The organism is Synechococcus sp. WH 5701, from assembly GCF_000153045.1.
In the GTDB taxonomy this organism is placed as follows: domain Bacteria; phylum Cyanobacteriota; class Cyanobacteriia; order PCC-6307; family Cyanobiaceae; genus Regnicoccus_A; species Regnicoccus_A antarcticus.
The window spans coordinates 66,981-81,251 of the sequence record NZ_CH724160.1 but is presented as its reverse complement, the minus strand read 5'-3'; the positions used below and the strand labels follow the sequence as shown (position 1 = coordinate 81,251).

Here is a 14,271-nt window from a genome sequence, read left to right as displayed (position 1 = left end):
TCTTCCCCGACGCTCCCCCTCCGGTTTGGCGATTCTGGGTTCGGGCCTGATTCCATGCAGCTGCAGCGGGTCTGGCTGATCGTGCGCTCCGGCAGCCAGGCGGCTCAGCGCCAGGCAAGGCGCTGCTGTGAAGACCTGCGTTCCCAGGGGGTTCAGGTCACGGTGGCCAGCAGCGGAGCCAGCTCCAATCCCTTCCCGGGCTTGCTGGCTACAGAGCCTTGCCTGCCTGACCTCACCGTGGTGCTGGGTGGGGATGGCACCGTCCTCGGCGCGGCCCGTCACCTCGGCCCCCTGGATGTGCCGATCCTGAGCTTCAACGTGGGTGGGCACCTCGGATTCCTCACCCATGAGCGCAAGTTACTGGTGCTCAGCACCACCTCCTCTGACGACAACCTCTGGCAACGGCTGCGCGATGACCGCTTCGCCCTCGAGCGCCGCATGATGCTGGAAGCCTTCGTTGATCGCGGCGATGGGGTGCCCGAAGGGGATGAGCAGGAGGATCCCGCCAGCGATGGGCCCGCCCGGCTGCACCGGGCGCTCAATGATTTCTATTTCCGCCCCTTCCTCGATGAGCTCTCGCCCACCTGCGTGCTGGAGCTTGAGATCGACGGGGAGGTGGTGGATCAGTTCCGCGGCGATGGTCTGATCATCGCCACCTCCACCGGCTCCACCGGTTACGCCATGGCGGCCGGAGGCCCGATCCTCCATCCCGGAATCGATGCCATCGTGGTCAATCCGATCTGCCCGATGAGCCTCTCCAGTCGGCCGGTGGTGGTGCCACCCCGCTCGCAGCTGGCGATCTGGCCCCTTGGTGAGCCGAGCCGGCGGGTGAAGCTCTGGAAGGACGGAGCCCATGCCACGATGCTGGAACCGGGCGATCGCTGCGTGGTGCAGCGCTCCAGCCACTGCGCCCTGATGGTGGTGCTGCAGCAGAGCCCGTCCTACTACCGCACCCTCAGCCACAAGCTGCACTGGGCCGGCGACCTCACTGCCTCAGAACCCTCCGCCAACTGAACGGAGCACCCTCGCCGAAGGCCTGACGGCAGGATGGACTACTGCTTGTGGTTTTGATCGGTGGCTCTGGAGATCGAGCGCCGCTTCCTCGTGGGAGGAACGGGGTGGAGGGAGCACATCCTCTGGCGGCAACACCTGTGCCAGGGCTATCTGCAGGCTTCTGCCGATGGGGTCACTGTGCGGGTGCGCCTGGAGGACGGGCGAACCGAGGCGGCGCAGGGGGAGCGGGCCTGGCTGACCCTTAAGGCCACCGTCACCGCCGTCACTCGTGCGGAGTTCGAGTATGCGATCCCGGTCGCCGATGCCCGTCAGCTGCTGGGCCTGGCCGCGGCCAGCCTCAGCAAGGAGCGCTACGGGCTTGACCTGCCTGGCGGTGATTGGGTGCTTGACGTGTTCGAGGGGGAGAACTCGCCCCTGGTGGTGGCGGAAGTGGAGCTGGAGCGGGAGGACCAAGTGCTGGCGCTGCCGGCCTGGTGCCATCGGGAGATCACCGGGCTTGGGGCGCTCAGCAATGCGGCCCTGGCGCGGCGCCCATGGAGCTGCTGGTCCGAGGCGGATCGGCAGGCTTTGTTGGCGGACGGCCTTTGTAACGACAGCGACATCAGCTAGGATTTCATTAAGGATTTCTCCTTAATCCCCCACTTCCCCCTGCCTCAGGTCCGTCCGTGATCGGCCTCTACGACCACCAAGGCGTGCTCCGCTTCGCCGGCCGCGACACCGACGATTGCCTCGACTACGCCGATCTGTTCGGGCTTGGACCCGACGGCTACAGCCTTCAGCCCCTCACCGCCACCGTCGAGGTGCCTCACCTGCCGAGGGCCGTCTCGGTCGGGGCGTACCAGAGCACCTGAATCGAGCCCAGAATTCAGCCTTCAGGGCTGGGTAAATTGCAGCAATTGAAACCATCACGGCAGATCTTGCCGTTATCCATCGCCCAGTTCAACAGAGCCACCCGGTTCTTGGCGCCGGTCTTGGTGAAGATGTTGCTGACGTGGTTGTCGACCGTTCGCTTGCTGATCATCAGCTCCAAGGCGATTTCCTGATTGGTCAGGCCCGTCGCTACCCGCTCGATGATTTCCAGCTCGCGTTCCGAAAGACTGGAGCGCAGCTGGATGAGATTGTCTCGATCGGACATCCAGACCCCACGCCTCCACACACCCACTGTAAGCAGCGGCCGTTGACGCATGATGGGCCCTGAGCGATCCCCTGTCCCTTGCTTCTGCGCCAGGCCCTGGAGACCGGTCAGTTCGCCATCACGGCTGAGGTGACCCCGCCGCGGGGAGGAGATCCCAGTCGCACCCTTGCGGTGGCCGCCAAGCTGCGCGGGCTGGTCCATGCCGTCAATGTCACCGACGGCAGCAGGGCCGTGATGCGCATGAGCAGCCTTGCCCTCTGCCGCCTGCTGCTCGATGCCGGGATCGAGCCCGTGCTGCAGCTGGCCTGCCGCGACCGCAACCGGATTGCTCTCCAGGCCGATCTGCTCGGCGCCCACGCCCTCGGCATCCGCAATGTGCTCTGCCTCACCGGAGACCCCGTGGGTGCCGGGGATCAGCCGGGCGCCCGGGCTGTCAATGAGCTGGAGGCAGTGCGCCTGCTGCAGTTGCTGGGCCGCCTCAACGCTGGCCTCGATCCAGTGGAGGGCGTGCTGCCGGATGGTCCCACGGCCCTGTTCCCAGGGGCCGCAGCCGACCCCCAGTCGCCCAGCTGGAGCGGCCTGCGGGCTCGGGTGGCGCGCAAGCAGGCAGCCGGCGCGCGCTTCCTGCAGACCCAGATGGTGATGAATACCGAAGCGCTGCGCCGCTTCTGCGGCGAGATCAGTGAACCCCTGGGCCTGCCGGTGCTGGCGGGGGTGTTCCTGCTCAAATCGGCGCGGAACGCGGCCTTCATCAATCGCGTGGTGCCTGGTGCCTCGATTCCCCAGCCGATCATTGATCGGCTGGCGGCGTCAGCGGATCCGGCGGCCGAGGGTGTGGCGATCGCCGCGGAGCAGGTGCGCTCGTACCGCGCCATTGCCCAGGGCGTTCATCTGATGGCGGTGAAGGCGGAGGAGCGCATCCCCTGGATCCTGGCCGAGGCTGGCGTCTCGCCGCCAGGGGGATCGCTGCTGACGGAGGTCAGTTCTCGCCCGCACTGAGGGCCAGATCCGTGCCGAGCAGATCAGCCATCGCCTTCTGCTGGGGCGAGGGCTGCACCACGTCCTGGCGGCGCACGTCGGTGATCAGCCAGTCGAGGGAGGCTTCCTGCAGGTCGAAGTGGTCTCCGTTGCGATCGACGCAATAGCGGCCGAACACCAGCTTCTCCACCAGGCGCACGCCGGCACCGATGCGGGAATAATCAAAGATGATCGAGTTGTCGATGGTGGCGCCCTCACAGATGTGGCAGCTCGGTCCGATCATCGCCGGCCCCACGATCGTCACACCGGGATCGATGCGGCTCATGCCCCCCACGTAAATGGGGCCGGTCACGTTGATCTTGTCCCAGTCGGCGGCGACGTTCAGGCCCGTGAAGATCCCTGGCCGCACCTCCCGACCAGGCACCGACACCTGGCGCACTTTGCCTTCCAGCACGCTGCGGATCGCCTGCCAGTAGTCGGGCACCTTGCCGATGTCCACCCATTCGAAGTCCATCGGCAGGGCATAGAAGGGGGCCCCGGCGGCCACCAGCCTGGGGAAGAGGTCGGCGCCGATGTCGAAGGGAACGCCGGCTGGGATGTGATCGAGAACTTCCGGCTCGAAGATGTAGATGCCGGTGTTGATCATGTCGCTGGCGGCCTCGGCCACCGAGGGCTTCTCCTGGAAGCTCAGAACCCGGCTGTCCTGGTCGGTGACCACCACGCCGTAGCTGCTCACCTGATCCTTCGGCACCCGCTTGGTGACCAGGGAAGCCATGGCCCCTTTCTCCTTGTGGAGGCGCACGGCCTCGGTGAGGTCGAGGTCGATCAGCGCATCGCCGCAGAGCACCACGAAGGTGTCGTCGAAGAAGGGTTGAAACGTCTGGATCTTCTTGAGGCCGCCGGCGGAACCGAGGGCGGCACCGATCAGTTCTCCGTCTTCGATGCGCCCTTCGAAGCTGTAGGCGATCTCCACGCCGAAGCGTTGGCCATCTCTGAAGTAGTTCTCGATTTCCGCGGCCAGGTGTGAAACATTGACCATGACTTCGGTGAACCCATGCTGACGGAGCAGCTCCAGCAGAAACTCCATCACGGGTTTCTGCAGAATCGGGATCATCGGCTTGGGAATCGTGTGGGTGATGGGCTGCACCCGAGTTCCCTTGCCGGCCGCGAGAATCATGGCCTTCATGGGCACCTTTCCCCTTCTGATCTGATTCAAGGCAGCCTAGTGAAGACCCTCAGGCGGCCTGCGCTTCCCGAGCCGGAGAGGGAGCTGGCACCAGTCCGTGTGGAAGCACTGACGGTCCAGCGCCCATGCCTTCCCAGCAACCCTTGAGGAACAGGGGGCCGAAGAGGTCGCCCTCCTGCTGAAGGTCGACCCTGCCCTGGGAGCAGAGGAAGAGCAGGGCCCAGAACACCCCCACACGGTCCTGGTCCAGATCCGCCGGGGCGGCCTGTGCCCAGGCTTCCACCAGCACCTCGAAGTTCACCCAGTCGCGAGCGGCCTGCCACTCCATCAGGAAGTGGCTGAGGGCGGCGGTCGTTTCCGGTAGTTTCTCGCGGTGGGCCAGAGCGGCCACCTGCTCGATCGCCGCCCGCTCGCTGTAGCGCCGCCCACGCTGGCGGGTTCGCCCGCTCGCCTCACCCTGCTCCAGGCGCTCGGCGATGTCCTCCAGCTGGCGGATCAGTTCCCCCAGGGTGACGGGACGCTGCAGCGGGGGTGGTGCCACGGCCCTCCGCAACAGGTGACGCTCCGGCCGGCGCGGCAGCTGAAAAGAGAGCAGCTCGAAGGATCCAGTGTCCTCGTCGTCGAAGCCGAAGGCGTCCAGCTCCAGTGCCGGCTCCGGCGGCAGGGTCTGCTGCTCGAGGATCTCGGCCTTCAGGCTCACCAGCACGGAGGCGGCCAGGAACGCCTCGCTGGTGGCGGCCAGATCGTTCTCGAAGCTGCCGCCCTCACCGGGTCTGCTCACCAGCCGGGGTGCACCGATCCTCTGGCGCAGCTGGTCGAGGAAGCCGTCGACCACGGCAATCACATCCACGTCCCAGGGGTCAATCTCGCCACGTTCGGCGGCATCTTGCAGCAGGCGAATCGCCAGCCTGGCGCCTGCTTCAGCCAAGAACCTTCCACATCTCATCTGCCCGAAACGTACCCCGCCTGGGGGCTTACGGCCAGCGGGGCCCTGGTTCAGGCCTCATCGAGCTGGGGTTCAGGGCTCGGGGCCGAACTCTGGCCAGCGGCCGGCAGCAGACTCAGTTGGGCATCCACCGTGGCCCGGTAGCGCTGAACGTCGGCTTCGAGCTCCTGGATCCGCACCTGCTGGGCCTCCCGTTCGCCCTGCTCCTGCAGCTCCTCGACCTTCTTGACGACGCCGGTCCAGACGGCGAACACCCAGGCGGCGGTGGCACCGATGCCTCCCACGACCAGCATCATCGCGGCAAGGGGGAGCGTGGCGCTCACCCCGGGAAGGAAGTGCACCGTGGTGGCGGTGGTGTTCTCCAGGGTGAACATCACCGTGGCCAGGCCAAAGCTGAAGATCAGCAGGAAGTTCAGCTGACGCATGGTTCGGGACGCTTGGGGTGAGGCGAAAGGTTGAAGGTTGGAGAGCTGATGGTCCAGGAGGGTCCAACAGGCTGGGAGCGTAGGCATCCCCCCTGGGCACGGGGATGGGTGAGCAGCATCCGCAGGGTTTCGTAACCCCTTGCCAGTCCTCGCTCAGGGCAGCAGCGGCGCTACCAACAGGGGCTGATGGGCCTCCACACCACGGCTGAGCAGAGCCAGGGGAGGGTTCTGACGAATCAGGCCCTGGCGGCCGGCTGGAATCATCCGCGCCAGGGAGGTCTCCTCGCGTTGCACCAAGGCCTCGATCGAGGCCCGGTAGCTGTCGGTCATCAGGCGCGGATAGAGGCCGATGCCGATGATCGGCACCAGCAGGCAGGAGATCACGTAGATCTCACGCGGTTCGGCATCCACCAGCTTGGTGTGGGAGACCAGCTCGGTGTTCTCCTTGCCGAAGAAGATCTCCCGCAGCATCGAGAGCAGATAGATCGGTGTGAGGATCACCCCCACCGCCGCCAGAGCCGCCATCACGATGCGGAAGCTGAGTGAGTAGGCCTCGCTGGTGACGAAGCCCACGAACACCATCAGCTCCGACACGAAGCCACTCATGCCAGGCAGGGCAAGGGAAGCCAGGGAGCAGACGGTCCAGAGCGCGAACATCTTGCGCATCTTCTGGCCCACGCCGCCCATCTCATCGAGCTGCAGGGTGTGGGTGCGGTCGTAGGTGGCGCCCACCAGGAAGAAGAGGCTGGCGCCGATCAGGCCGTGGCTGACCATCTGGAGCATGGCGCCGCTGGTGCCGAGGGCACTGAAGCTGCCGATGCCGATCAGCACGAAGCCCATGTGGCTGATCGAGCTGTAGGCGATCTTGCGTTTGAGGTTGCGCTGGGCGAAGGAGGTGAGCGCGGCGTAGATGATGTTCACCACCCCCAGCACCACCAGCAGGGGCGCGAACTGGGCGTGGGCATCGGGCAGCAGCTGAACGTTGAAGCGCAGCAGGGCATAGCCGCCCATCTTCAGCAGGATTCCGGCCAGGAGCATGTGCACCGGCGCCGTGGCCTCCCCGTGGGCGTCGGGAAGCCAGGTGTGCAGGGGCACGATCGGCAGTTTCACCCCGAAGGCGATCAGCAGGCCCGCGTAGGCCAGCACCTGGAAGCGTGTGCCGAACTCCTTCGCTGCCAGGGTGGTGTATTCGAAGTTGGGAGCGCCGCCGCCATGGAAACCCATCGCGAGGGCTGCCAGAAGAATGAAGACCGACCCTCCGGCCGTGTAGAGGATGAACTTGGTGGCGGCATACTGCCGTTTCTTCGCCCCCCAGATCGCCAGCAGCAGGTAAACCGGCAGCAGCTCCAGCTCCCAGGAGAGGAAGAACAGGAGCATGTCCTGCACGGCGAAGACAGCGATCTGGCCGCCGTCCATGGCCAGGATCAGGAAATAGAACAGGCGCGGCTTGAAGGTGACTGGCCAGGCCGCCAGCACCGCCAGGGCGGTGATGAAGCTGGTGAGCAGGATCAGGGGCATCGAGAGCCCGTCGGCTCCCACCGACCAGGCCAGGCCCAGATCGGGCACCCACTCCACCCGCTCAATCAGCTGCAGCCCGGCCACAGAGGGGTCGTAGCCGTTGAGGTAGGCGCCGGCGGTGACCAGGAAGGTGACCAGGGCGACGCCAAGGGCGTACCAGCGGATCGTCTTACCGTCGCCTGGATCCGGGATGAAGGGGATCAGCAGGGCCGCGGCGATCGGCATCAGGATCGAAACGCTCAGCCAGGGAAAGACGGTGGCGGGTGCGTCGCTCAAGGCACCAAGGGCGCCCGTGGCAACGGCAGGATCGAGCGGCACGGGGGCAGGCATCAGGTCTGGGCGGAGTGTAGAAATACCTGCCGCTCAGGCCGCCTTCAGATAAGGGATGACACACACAGTGCCCCGGTTCAGAAGCTGCTGAAGAGCACCACCAGGGCGATCACGCCACCGAACACGATCAAGGCATAGAACTGGGCCCGGCCGGTTTCGAAATACTTGAGGCCTTCGCCGCTGCCAAGGGTCAGCAGGCCGGTGAGGTTCACCACCCCGTCCACCACCTTGGCGTCCACTTCCAGCACCTGACGGGCCAGCTTGCGACTGCCCTGCACGAACAGCTTGTCGTTGAGGTCGTCGAGATACCACTTGTTGGCCAGGAAGGCGTTGAGGCTCGGGAAGCGGGCGGCCACCAGGGTGGCCAGATCGAGCTTGTGGAGCGAGTAGGCCAGCACGGCAATCGTGATGCCGGTGATCGAGATCGCCACCGAGGCACCTGCCAGTGGCAGGAATTCAGCCCAGGAGAAGTGCTCAGCCATCTCGGCCGCTTCCTGGGGATTGAGCAGGCCGGCGAAGCGGCTGTGCCAGGGGGTTCCGAGCAGGCCGATCAGTGCCGACGGCACCGCCAGCACAGCGAGGGGCAGGGCCATCTGCCAGCCGGATTCATGGGGGTGGCTGGCGTGGTCGTGGTGGCCATGGCCGGCCCCCTCTCCCTCCGACTCAGCCCCAGGCGCCACCTTGCCGGCGTCCTTGAGCAGTTGGGCCTGAACAGCCGCGTCGTTGCCGCGGAACTCCCCCTCGAAGGTGAGGAAGTAGAGGCGGAACATGTAGAAGGCGGTCATGCCGGCGGTGAGAAAGCCCACCACCCAGAGAATCGGATAGGTGTTGAAGGCCTGGCCGAGAATCTCGTCCTTGCTCCAGAAGCCCGCCAGGGGCGGAATGCCGCTGATGGCTACACAGCCGATCAGGAAGGTGATCGCCGTCACGGGCATGAACTGACGCAGGCCGCCCATCAGGCGCATGTCCTGGGCCAGCACCGGCTCATGGCCCACCACTTCCTCCATGGCATGAATCACTGAACCGGAGCCCAGGAACAGCATCGCCTTGAAGAAGGCGTGGGTGACCAGATGAAACATGCCGGCAACCGGGGCGCCGCAGCCCATGGCCAGCATCATGTAACCCAGCTGGCTCACGGTGCTGTACGCCAGGCCCTTCTTGAGGTCCATCTGGGTGAGGGCGATCGAGGCCCCCAGGAAGCAGGTGATCGTGCCCACCACGGCGATCACCAGCTGCACCTGGGGGAAGGGGGCATAGACCGGCTGCAGCCGGGCCACCAGGAAAACCCCGGCCGCCACCATCGTGGCGGCATGGATCAGGGCCGAGATGGGGGTCGGACCCTCCATGGCGTCGGGCAGCCATACGTGCAGGGGGAACTGGGCCGACTTGGCCATCGGTCCCATGAACACGAGCAGGCAGAGCAGCACGGCCGCGCCGTTGGAGAGGCTGCCGCCCGCCACGGCGTCCGCCAGGCGGGCGCCGATCTCCTCGAAGCCGAATGCACCCGTGGCCCAGAACAGCCCGAGAATGCCCAGCAGAAGGCCGAAGTCGCCCACTCGGTTCACCACGAAGGCTTTCTGGGCGGCGTTGGCAGCGCCGTCACGGTCGTACCAGAAGCCCACCAGGAGGTAGGAGCACATGCCCACCAGCTCCCAGAACACGTAGATCTCGAGCAGGTTCGGGCTGATCACCAGGCCCAGCATCGAGCTGCTGAAGAGCGCCAGGTAGGTGAAAAAGCGCACATAGCCCTTGTCATGGGCCATGTACCCATCGGAATAGACCATCACCAGCAGGGCGATGGTGGTGACCAGTGAGAGCATCACGGCCCCGAGAGCATCCACCCGGAAGCCCATCTGCAGATTGAAACTGCCCGCGCTGGCCCAGTCGAAGAGCACCTCGGTGGCTGGAGCCCCCGCCAGTTGCTCGGCCAGCACGGCGAAGCTGAGCACCGCGGCCGCCCCGACACAGCTGAGCAGCAGCAGAGCCACCGGCTTGCGCAGACGGTTGACGGTTCGATTGAAGCTGATCAGGCCGAGGCCGGTGATGGCGGCCCCAGCCAGGGGCAGAACGGGGATCAACCAGGCAAGTTCGGCAGCCGACGTCATCCAGCTCAGGGTGCGGGCTATCGGAGTGTAAGCAGCCTGCCCGGGTGGGTCCGAGCTGTGTGTTGGACCTCGATCAGGGGCCCCGGCCCGGCAGCACGGGCACGCTCAGCCCAGCAGCCGACCCAGCGGTCCCCCCAGAAAGGCCTCTGCCGCCAGGCCCAGGAAGCGGTGGCTCCACCAGAACAGACCGATGGCGATGACGATCCCCAGCTGGGCCGGCCGCAGGAATTCCCCCCAGACCAGTTGCTGGCGGCCGTCGAGCACGGCGAGGAAGGGAATCACCGACGTGCTGGCGCGCAGGTCCTCGAATGCCTCTCCGAAGCGGGCCCGCAGCCGCCGGTCGCCATGCCAGACCGCGAACAGGTGGTGGCCGATCAGGCCCGCGCAGGTGACCAGCATGAAGCTGCTGCCGATCCAGAGCAGGTGGGTGGCGCACCAGAGCACCTGCCCCACCGCCTGGGGATGGCGGCTGATGCGGATGATCCCGCTGGCGTAGAGGCGCACCTGCGGCTTCAGCAGCGCCGGGATCTCCAGCAGGTTGTAGGTGGCTGGATAGAGAAAGAAGAAGCTGATGGCCGTCCCCACCCAGACCAGGGGGATCAGGCCGGGGGTGCCCTGGACGTTCCAGAGCCGTATGCCCTCGTAGCGGTGGGCGATGAAGTAGCCCACCACCACCACGGCCGCCGGGATACTCACGGCCGCGAACAGCAGGCGCCACAGTCGGGCCCCGACGCGCTGCTCCGCCTGGACCCTCAGGGCCGCACCGCCGCTGTGGAGCAGCGCAAACCCCAGCAGCAGGGCGAGCATCACCAGACTGGATCGGTGCTCGGGTGGCACGGCGTCAAGGCCGGCACCGAGATCCGCGGTGAGCAAGGGGAAGCAGGGCGGAGACGTGGCCAAGAAGCCGCAGCGGAAGCGACGATTCTGGCGGAGGTGTCATTCCATCCCGGCCTGGGATCGCAGGCCCCGGGGTTCACGAGTTTCCCCTTTAGAGTTCTTCCTTCCAGCCGGAGCCAGGCCAAGAGCCCATCCCATGGCTGATCTGCCCTTCACCCTCGATCAGCTGCGCATCCTGCGCGCCATCGCCAGCGAGGGCAGCTTCAAGAAAGCTGCCGACAGTCTCTACGTCACCCAGCCGGCGGTGAGTCTGCAGATTCAGAACCTGGAGAAGCAGCTGGATGTCTCCCTGTTCGACCGGGGCGGGCGCAAGGCGCAGCTCACGGAGGCCGGCCACCTCCTGCTCAGCTACTGCGACAGGATCCTCAGTCAGTGCCAGGAAGCCTGCCGCGCCCTCGACGATCTCCACAACCTGCGCGGTGGCTCCCTGATCGTGGGGGCCAGCCAGACCACGGGCACGTATCTGATGCCCCGCATGATCGGGCTGTTCCGCCAGAAATACCCTGACGTGTCGGTGCAGCTCCAGGTGCACAGCACTCGCCGCACCAGCTGGAGCGTGGCCAACGGTCAGATCGATCTGGCGATCATCGGTGGCGAGCTGCCCAGTGAACTGGCGGATCTGCTCCAGGTGGTGCCCTACGCCAACGACGAACTGGCGCTGGTGCTGCCGGTGAAGCACCCCCTGGCGCGCCTGCCCGAGCTGCACAAGGACGACCTCTACCGCCTCGGCTTCGTCTGCCTCGATGCCCAGTCGACCACCCGCAAGATGGTGGATCAGCTGTTGGCCCGCTCCGGTCTGGAGGTGCAGCGCCTCAAGATCGAGATGGAGCTCAACTCCTTCGAGGCGATCAAGAACGCCGTGCAGTCGGGCCTCGGTGCCGCCTTCCTGCCGGTGGTCTCGATCGAGCGCGAGCTGGCCACGGGCAGCCTGCACCGCCCGATCGTCACCGACCTGCTCGTGCGCCGTCAGCTCAAGCTGATCACCCATCCGGCCCGCTACTGCTCGAGGGCCTCCGAGGCCTTCCGCCGCGAAGTTCTGCCTGTGTTCGCCAGCCCTGACAGCCCCCTGCGCCAGCCATCGGTACGGCCGGCGGCTCCACCTGTGGTGGAGGCCGTGGCCCAGGCGGCCTCGGCCTCCTGAAGCGGTAGCCCGATCAGAACTGGTTCCCTTCGGGGGTGATGCCGGCGGCATCGTCGGCAATGCCCTTGGTCTGGAACTTGTTGCCGCTGATGTCGGTCTGGTAGACGCAGCGCACGATGGGCTTGTCGCGGATCGAGCCGATGTAAGCAAAGGTGTTCATGCGCTGCTTGCACTGGCGCATCTGCTCGGAGGTCACCGCGCCCTCCTTCTGCAGCACGCTCCAGTTCTCCCGACGGATCACGCAGCCCGGCTGCAGGGTGGGCTGGGTCACGAAGCTGCTGCTCGGATTCATGGTGGTGTAGAGCTCCACATCCATCACGAAGGCGCTGGCCCCCCACTGCTTGCAGAACTCGGGATCGGGCACCGCCAGATCCAGCTGCTGGCTGCTGGCGATGTTGCCCTGGTTGCCGGGGGTGTTGCTCGAGAGAGCCGTGCCGATGCCGATGCCGAGCACCAGCACACCCGCAAGCACGGCGATGGTGCCGACATTCAGCTGAATCGGACTGCCGCCGCCGCCGCCACCGGCTCCACCGTTCCCACTCGGGCCACCGTTGCCGCCGCCACCGCCGCGCTCAGCCGTCCGCCGTCCCCGGGGCGCGCGTTCATAAGCCTCGTAGGGATCGCGCCCCTCAGCGGCCGGCATGGCACGGGTGTCGCTGCTGCGGCCGTAGCTCCCCCGGCCGACGTAGCCACGGTCGTAACGGGAGCGGGTCAAGAGGCCTCCGGTGTGCGGGGCAGGCCCATCGAGTAATTGAGCACCCGGGCTTCGGGGTTGTAGCGCAGCTCACCGGCCTGGAGCAGCTGGCGGATGAAGCCCTCGAGCTCCGAGCCGATCCGGCGCAGGTTGTATTCGCTGAGCTCGTGGCCGGCGCTGGCGGCCACGAGCTCGCGGAAGCGCTGCTGGACCTTGCCGAGAACGGGCGCGTCCCAGAGGAACTCATTGTCGGGATCGAGATCCAGGGTCAGCTGGCTGGGATCAGCGATCAGCTGGCCGTCCTCCACCCGGGCGGTGAACACACGCACGTGGCGGGTGGTGGACTTGAGCAGGCTGGCATCGACCATGGCTGGGGGGTCGTGGGCAGTCAGGACGCCTCACGGACATCGACTTTAGGAACCTCTGTGGCCTCTGGGCTGCTCCCCGGGACGCCGCTGCCAGCGGCAGCCCTTTTAAGGTTGCCGTTGACTTTTCGTTTTCCCATGCGCGTCGCCATCGCCGGAGCAGGCCTTGCCGGTCTCTCCTGCGCCAAATACCTCAGCGATGCGGGCCACACGCCCGTGGTCGTGGAGGCGCGCGATGTGCTCGGTGGCAAGGTGGCCGCCTGGCAGGACGAGGACGGCGACTGGTATGAAACCGGTCTGCACATTTTCTTCGGGGCCTACCCCAACATGCTGCAGCTCTTCGCTGAGCTGGGCATCGAAGACCGTCTGCAGTGGAAGGACCACGCGATGATCTTCAATCAGAAGGATTCACCGGGTAACTACAGCCGCTTCGACTTCCCCGACCTCCCCGCACCCCTCAATGGTGTGGCGGCGATTCTCGGCAACAACGACATGCTGAGCTGGCCGGAGAAAATCCAGTTCGGCCTGGGTCTGGTACCGGCGATGCTGCGTGGCCAGAATTATGTCGAAGAGTGCGACAAGTACTCCTGGTCGGAATGGCTTGAACTGCATAATATTCCCAAGCGGGTAAATGATGAAGTCTTCATCGCCATGAGCAAGGCCTTGAATTTCATCAACCCTGATGAGATCTCAAGCACGGTGATCCTCACGGCCCTGAACCGCTTCCTTCAGGAGAAGAACGGCTCGAAGATGGCTTTCCTCGATGGCAACCCGCCCCAGCGACTGTGTGAGCCGATCGTGGAGTGGATCCGTGAGCGGGGCGGTGAGGTGCATCTCAACAGCCCCCTGCGCCAGATCGAGTTGGCCGACGACGGCAGCGTTTCCGGGTTCCGTCTGGCCGGCGTGAAAGGGCAGGAGCCCCGCCTGCTGCAGGCTGACGCCTACGTCAGTGCCCTGCCGGTGGATCCGCTCAAGCTGCTGCTGCCCGAGCCCTGGAAGCAGCTGCCCTTCTTCGAGAAGCTGGAGGGCCTCCGGGGGGTGCCGGTGATCAACATCCACCTCTGGTTCGACCGCAAGCTCACCGCGATCGATCACCTGCTGTTCAGCCGCTCCGATCTGCTCAGCGTCTACGCCGACATGAGCAACACCTGCCGGGAGTATGCCGATGCGGAGCGCTCGATGCTGGAGCTGGTCTTCGCGCCGGCCGAGGAGTGGATCGGCCGCAGCGACGAGGCGATCGTGGAGGCCACCCTCAGCGAGCTTCGGCGGTTGTTCCCGGATCACTTCACCGGCGAGGACCAGGCTCAGCTGCGCAAGGCACGGGTTGTGAAGACACCGCTCTCCGTTTACAAGACGGTGCCAGGCTGCCAGCAGCTGCGACCGACGCAGGACACGCCGATCGCCAATTTCTTCATGGCCGGTGACTACACCATGCAGCGCTACCTCGCTTCGATGGAGGGGGCTGTGTTGAGCGGCAAGCTCTGCGCTGAGGCCGTCAGCCACAGCCGTGCCATGGCCCCCCTGGCGGTGTGACGGT

15 protein-coding genes are annotated in these 14,271 nt (G+C 65.9%); 6 read left to right on the top strand and 9 right to left on the bottom strand.

Annotation, left to right across the window (positions count from 1 at the left end):
* The first annotated feature begins 54 nt into the window (after window positions 1-54).
* Genes WH5701_RS10505 through WH5701_RS10495 form a run of 3 tightly spaced genes read left to right on the top strand, consistent with a single transcriptional unit; the run spans window position 55 to window position 1,865 of the window.
* Window positions 55-1,014, top strand: a complete 960-nt coding sequence (locus WH5701_RS10505; RefSeq protein WP_006172282.1) for an NAD(+) kinase — start codon at window positions 55-57, stop codon at window positions 1,012-1,014.
* Window positions 1,015-1,074: 60 nt separating this feature from the next.
* The gene (locus tag WH5701_RS10500; RefSeq protein WP_006172281.1) at window positions 1,075-1,623 is read left to right on the top strand and encodes a CYTH domain-containing protein; all 549 of its coding nucleotides are present in this window, start codon (window positions 1,075-1,077) and stop codon (window positions 1,621-1,623) included.
* A 56-nt stretch (window positions 1,624-1,679) separates the two neighbouring features.
* Window positions 1,680-1,865 (top strand): hypothetical protein, encoded by a 186-nt coding sequence (locus WH5701_RS10495; protein WP_006172280.1) that lies wholly within the window; start codon window positions 1,680-1,682, stop codon window positions 1,863-1,865.
* A 14-nt stretch (window positions 1,866-1,879) separates the two neighbouring features.
* Here the strand turns inward: WH5701_RS10495 and WH5701_RS10490 are convergent, their stop codons facing one another.
* On the bottom strand, window positions 1,880-2,149 hold the full coding sequence (locus WH5701_RS10490; RefSeq protein ID WP_006172279.1) for a LuxR C-terminal-related transcriptional regulator: 270 nt from the start codon (window positions 2,147-2,149) through the stop codon (window positions 1,880-1,882).
* A gap of 78 nt (window positions 2,150-2,227) precedes the next feature.
* On the opposite strand from WH5701_RS10490, the gene WH5701_RS10485 reads away from it, so the two are divergent.
* Window positions 2,228-3,148, top strand: a complete 921-nt coding sequence (locus WH5701_RS10485; protein ID WP_006172278.1) for a methylenetetrahydrofolate reductase — start codon at window positions 2,228-2,230, stop codon at window positions 3,146-3,148.
* On the opposite strand, the gene WH5701_RS10480 is transcribed toward WH5701_RS10485, so the two are convergent.
* The 6 genes from WH5701_RS10480 to WH5701_RS10455 form a co-directional block, all read right to left on the bottom strand.
* Window positions 3,129-4,313 (bottom strand): NDP-sugar synthase, encoded by a 1,185-nt coding sequence (locus WH5701_RS10480; RefSeq protein ID WP_006172277.1) that lies wholly within the window; start codon window positions 4,311-4,313, stop codon window positions 3,129-3,131. The genes WH5701_RS10485 and WH5701_RS10480 overlap by 20 nt on opposite strands.
* A gap of 49 nt (window positions 4,314-4,362) precedes the next feature.
* Window positions 4,363-5,241: a segregation/condensation protein A gene (locus WH5701_RS10475; protein ID WP_006172276.1), complete on the bottom strand. Its 879-nt coding sequence runs from the start codon at window positions 5,239-5,241 to the stop codon at window positions 4,363-4,365.
* A gap of 68 nt (window positions 5,242-5,309) precedes the next feature.
* Window positions 5,310-5,684: a LapA family protein gene (locus tag WH5701_RS10470; protein WP_006172275.1), complete on the bottom strand. Its 375-nt coding sequence runs from the start codon at window positions 5,682-5,684 to the stop codon at window positions 5,310-5,312.
* Window positions 5,685-5,837: 153 nt separating this feature from the next.
* A complete protein-coding gene (locus tag WH5701_RS10465; RefSeq protein ID WP_006172274.1) occupies window positions 5,838-7,532 on the bottom strand; it encodes an NAD(P)H-quinone oxidoreductase subunit 4 in 1,695 nt (564 codons plus the stop codon).
* A 77-nt stretch (window positions 7,533-7,609) separates the two neighbouring features.
* Entirely contained in the window at window positions 7,610-9,637 is a 2,028-nt protein-coding gene (locus tag WH5701_RS10460; protein ID WP_006172273.1) for an NAD(P)H-quinone oxidoreductase subunit 5, read from the bottom strand.
* A 105-nt stretch (window positions 9,638-9,742) separates the two neighbouring features.
* Window positions 9,743-10,444, bottom strand: coding sequence for an NnrU family protein (locus WH5701_RS10455; RefSeq protein ID WP_050751573.1), 702 nt, complete (start codon window positions 10,442-10,444; stop codon window positions 9,743-9,745).
* A 226-nt stretch (window positions 10,445-10,670) separates the two neighbouring features.
* On the opposite strand from WH5701_RS10455, the gene WH5701_RS10450 reads away from it, so the two are divergent.
* Window positions 10,671-11,675 (top strand): LysR family transcriptional regulator, encoded by a 1,005-nt coding sequence (locus tag WH5701_RS10450; RefSeq protein ID WP_006172271.1) that lies wholly within the window; start codon window positions 10,671-10,673, stop codon window positions 11,673-11,675.
* A gap of 13 nt (window positions 11,676-11,688) precedes the next feature.
* Here the strand turns inward: WH5701_RS10450 and WH5701_RS10445 are convergent, their stop codons facing one another.
* Window positions 11,689-12,390 (bottom strand): DUF3172 domain-containing protein, encoded by a 702-nt coding sequence (locus tag WH5701_RS10445; protein ID WP_006172270.1) that lies wholly within the window; start codon window positions 12,388-12,390, stop codon window positions 11,689-11,691.
* Entirely contained in the window at window positions 12,387-12,737 is a 351-nt protein-coding gene (locus WH5701_RS10440) for an NAD(P)H-quinone oxidoreductase subunit M (protein WP_006172269.1), read from the bottom strand. Before WH5701_RS10440 ends, WH5701_RS10445 begins: the two co-directional genes overlap by 4 nt.
* A gap of 135 nt (window positions 12,738-12,872) precedes the next feature.
* On the opposite strand from WH5701_RS10440, the gene pds reads away from it, so the two are divergent.
* Window positions 12,873-14,267 carry a 15-cis-phytoene desaturase gene (gene pds, locus WH5701_RS10435; protein WP_006172268.1) on the top strand — a complete coding sequence of 465 codons (1,395 nt, stop codon included), beginning with the start codon at window positions 12,873-12,875 and terminating at the stop codon, window positions 14,265-14,267.
* Window positions 14,268-14,271 lie beyond the last annotated feature (4 nt).

What these genes read in the sequence shown, in the direction of transcription:
- WH5701_RS10505 (WP_006172282.1), top strand. Translation starts at nt 55, where the DNA reads ATGCAGCTGCAGCGGGTCTGGCTGATCGTGCGCTCCGGCAGCCAGGCG.
- WH5701_RS10490 (WP_006172279.1), bottom strand. Translation starts at nt 2,149, where the DNA reads ATGTCCGATCGAGACAATCTCATCCAGCTGCGCTCCAGTCTTTCGGAA.
- WH5701_RS10480 (WP_006172277.1), bottom strand. Translation starts at nt 4,313, where the DNA reads ATGAAGGCCATGATTCTCGCGGCCGGCAAGGGAACTCGGGTGCAGCCC.
- WH5701_RS10470 (WP_006172275.1), bottom strand. Translation starts at nt 5,684, where the DNA reads ATGCGTCAGCTGAACTTCCTGCTGATCTTCAGCTTTGGCCTGGCCACG.
- WH5701_RS10465 (WP_006172274.1), bottom strand. Translation starts at nt 7,532, where the DNA reads ATGCCTGCCCCCGTGCCGCTCGATCCTGCCGTTGCCACGGGCGCCCTT.
- WH5701_RS10460 (WP_006172273.1), bottom strand. Translation starts at nt 9,637, where the DNA reads ATGACGTCGGCTGCCGAACTTGCCTGGTTGATCCCCGTTCTGCCCCTG.
- WH5701_RS10455 (WP_050751573.1), bottom strand. Translation starts at nt 10,444, where the DNA reads ATGCTCGCCCTGCTGCTGGGGTTTGCGCTGCTCCACAGCGGCGGTGCG.
- WH5701_RS10450 (WP_006172271.1), top strand. Translation starts at nt 10,671, where the DNA reads ATGGCTGATCTGCCCTTCACCCTCGATCAGCTGCGCATCCTGCGCGCC.
- WH5701_RS10440 (WP_006172269.1), bottom strand. Translation starts at nt 12,737, where the DNA reads ATGGTCGATGCCAGCCTGCTCAAGTCCACCACCCGCCACGTGCGTGTG.
- pds (WP_006172268.1), top strand. Translation starts at nt 12,873, where the DNA reads ATGCGCGTCGCCATCGCCGGAGCAGGCCTTGCCGGTCTCTCCTGCGCC.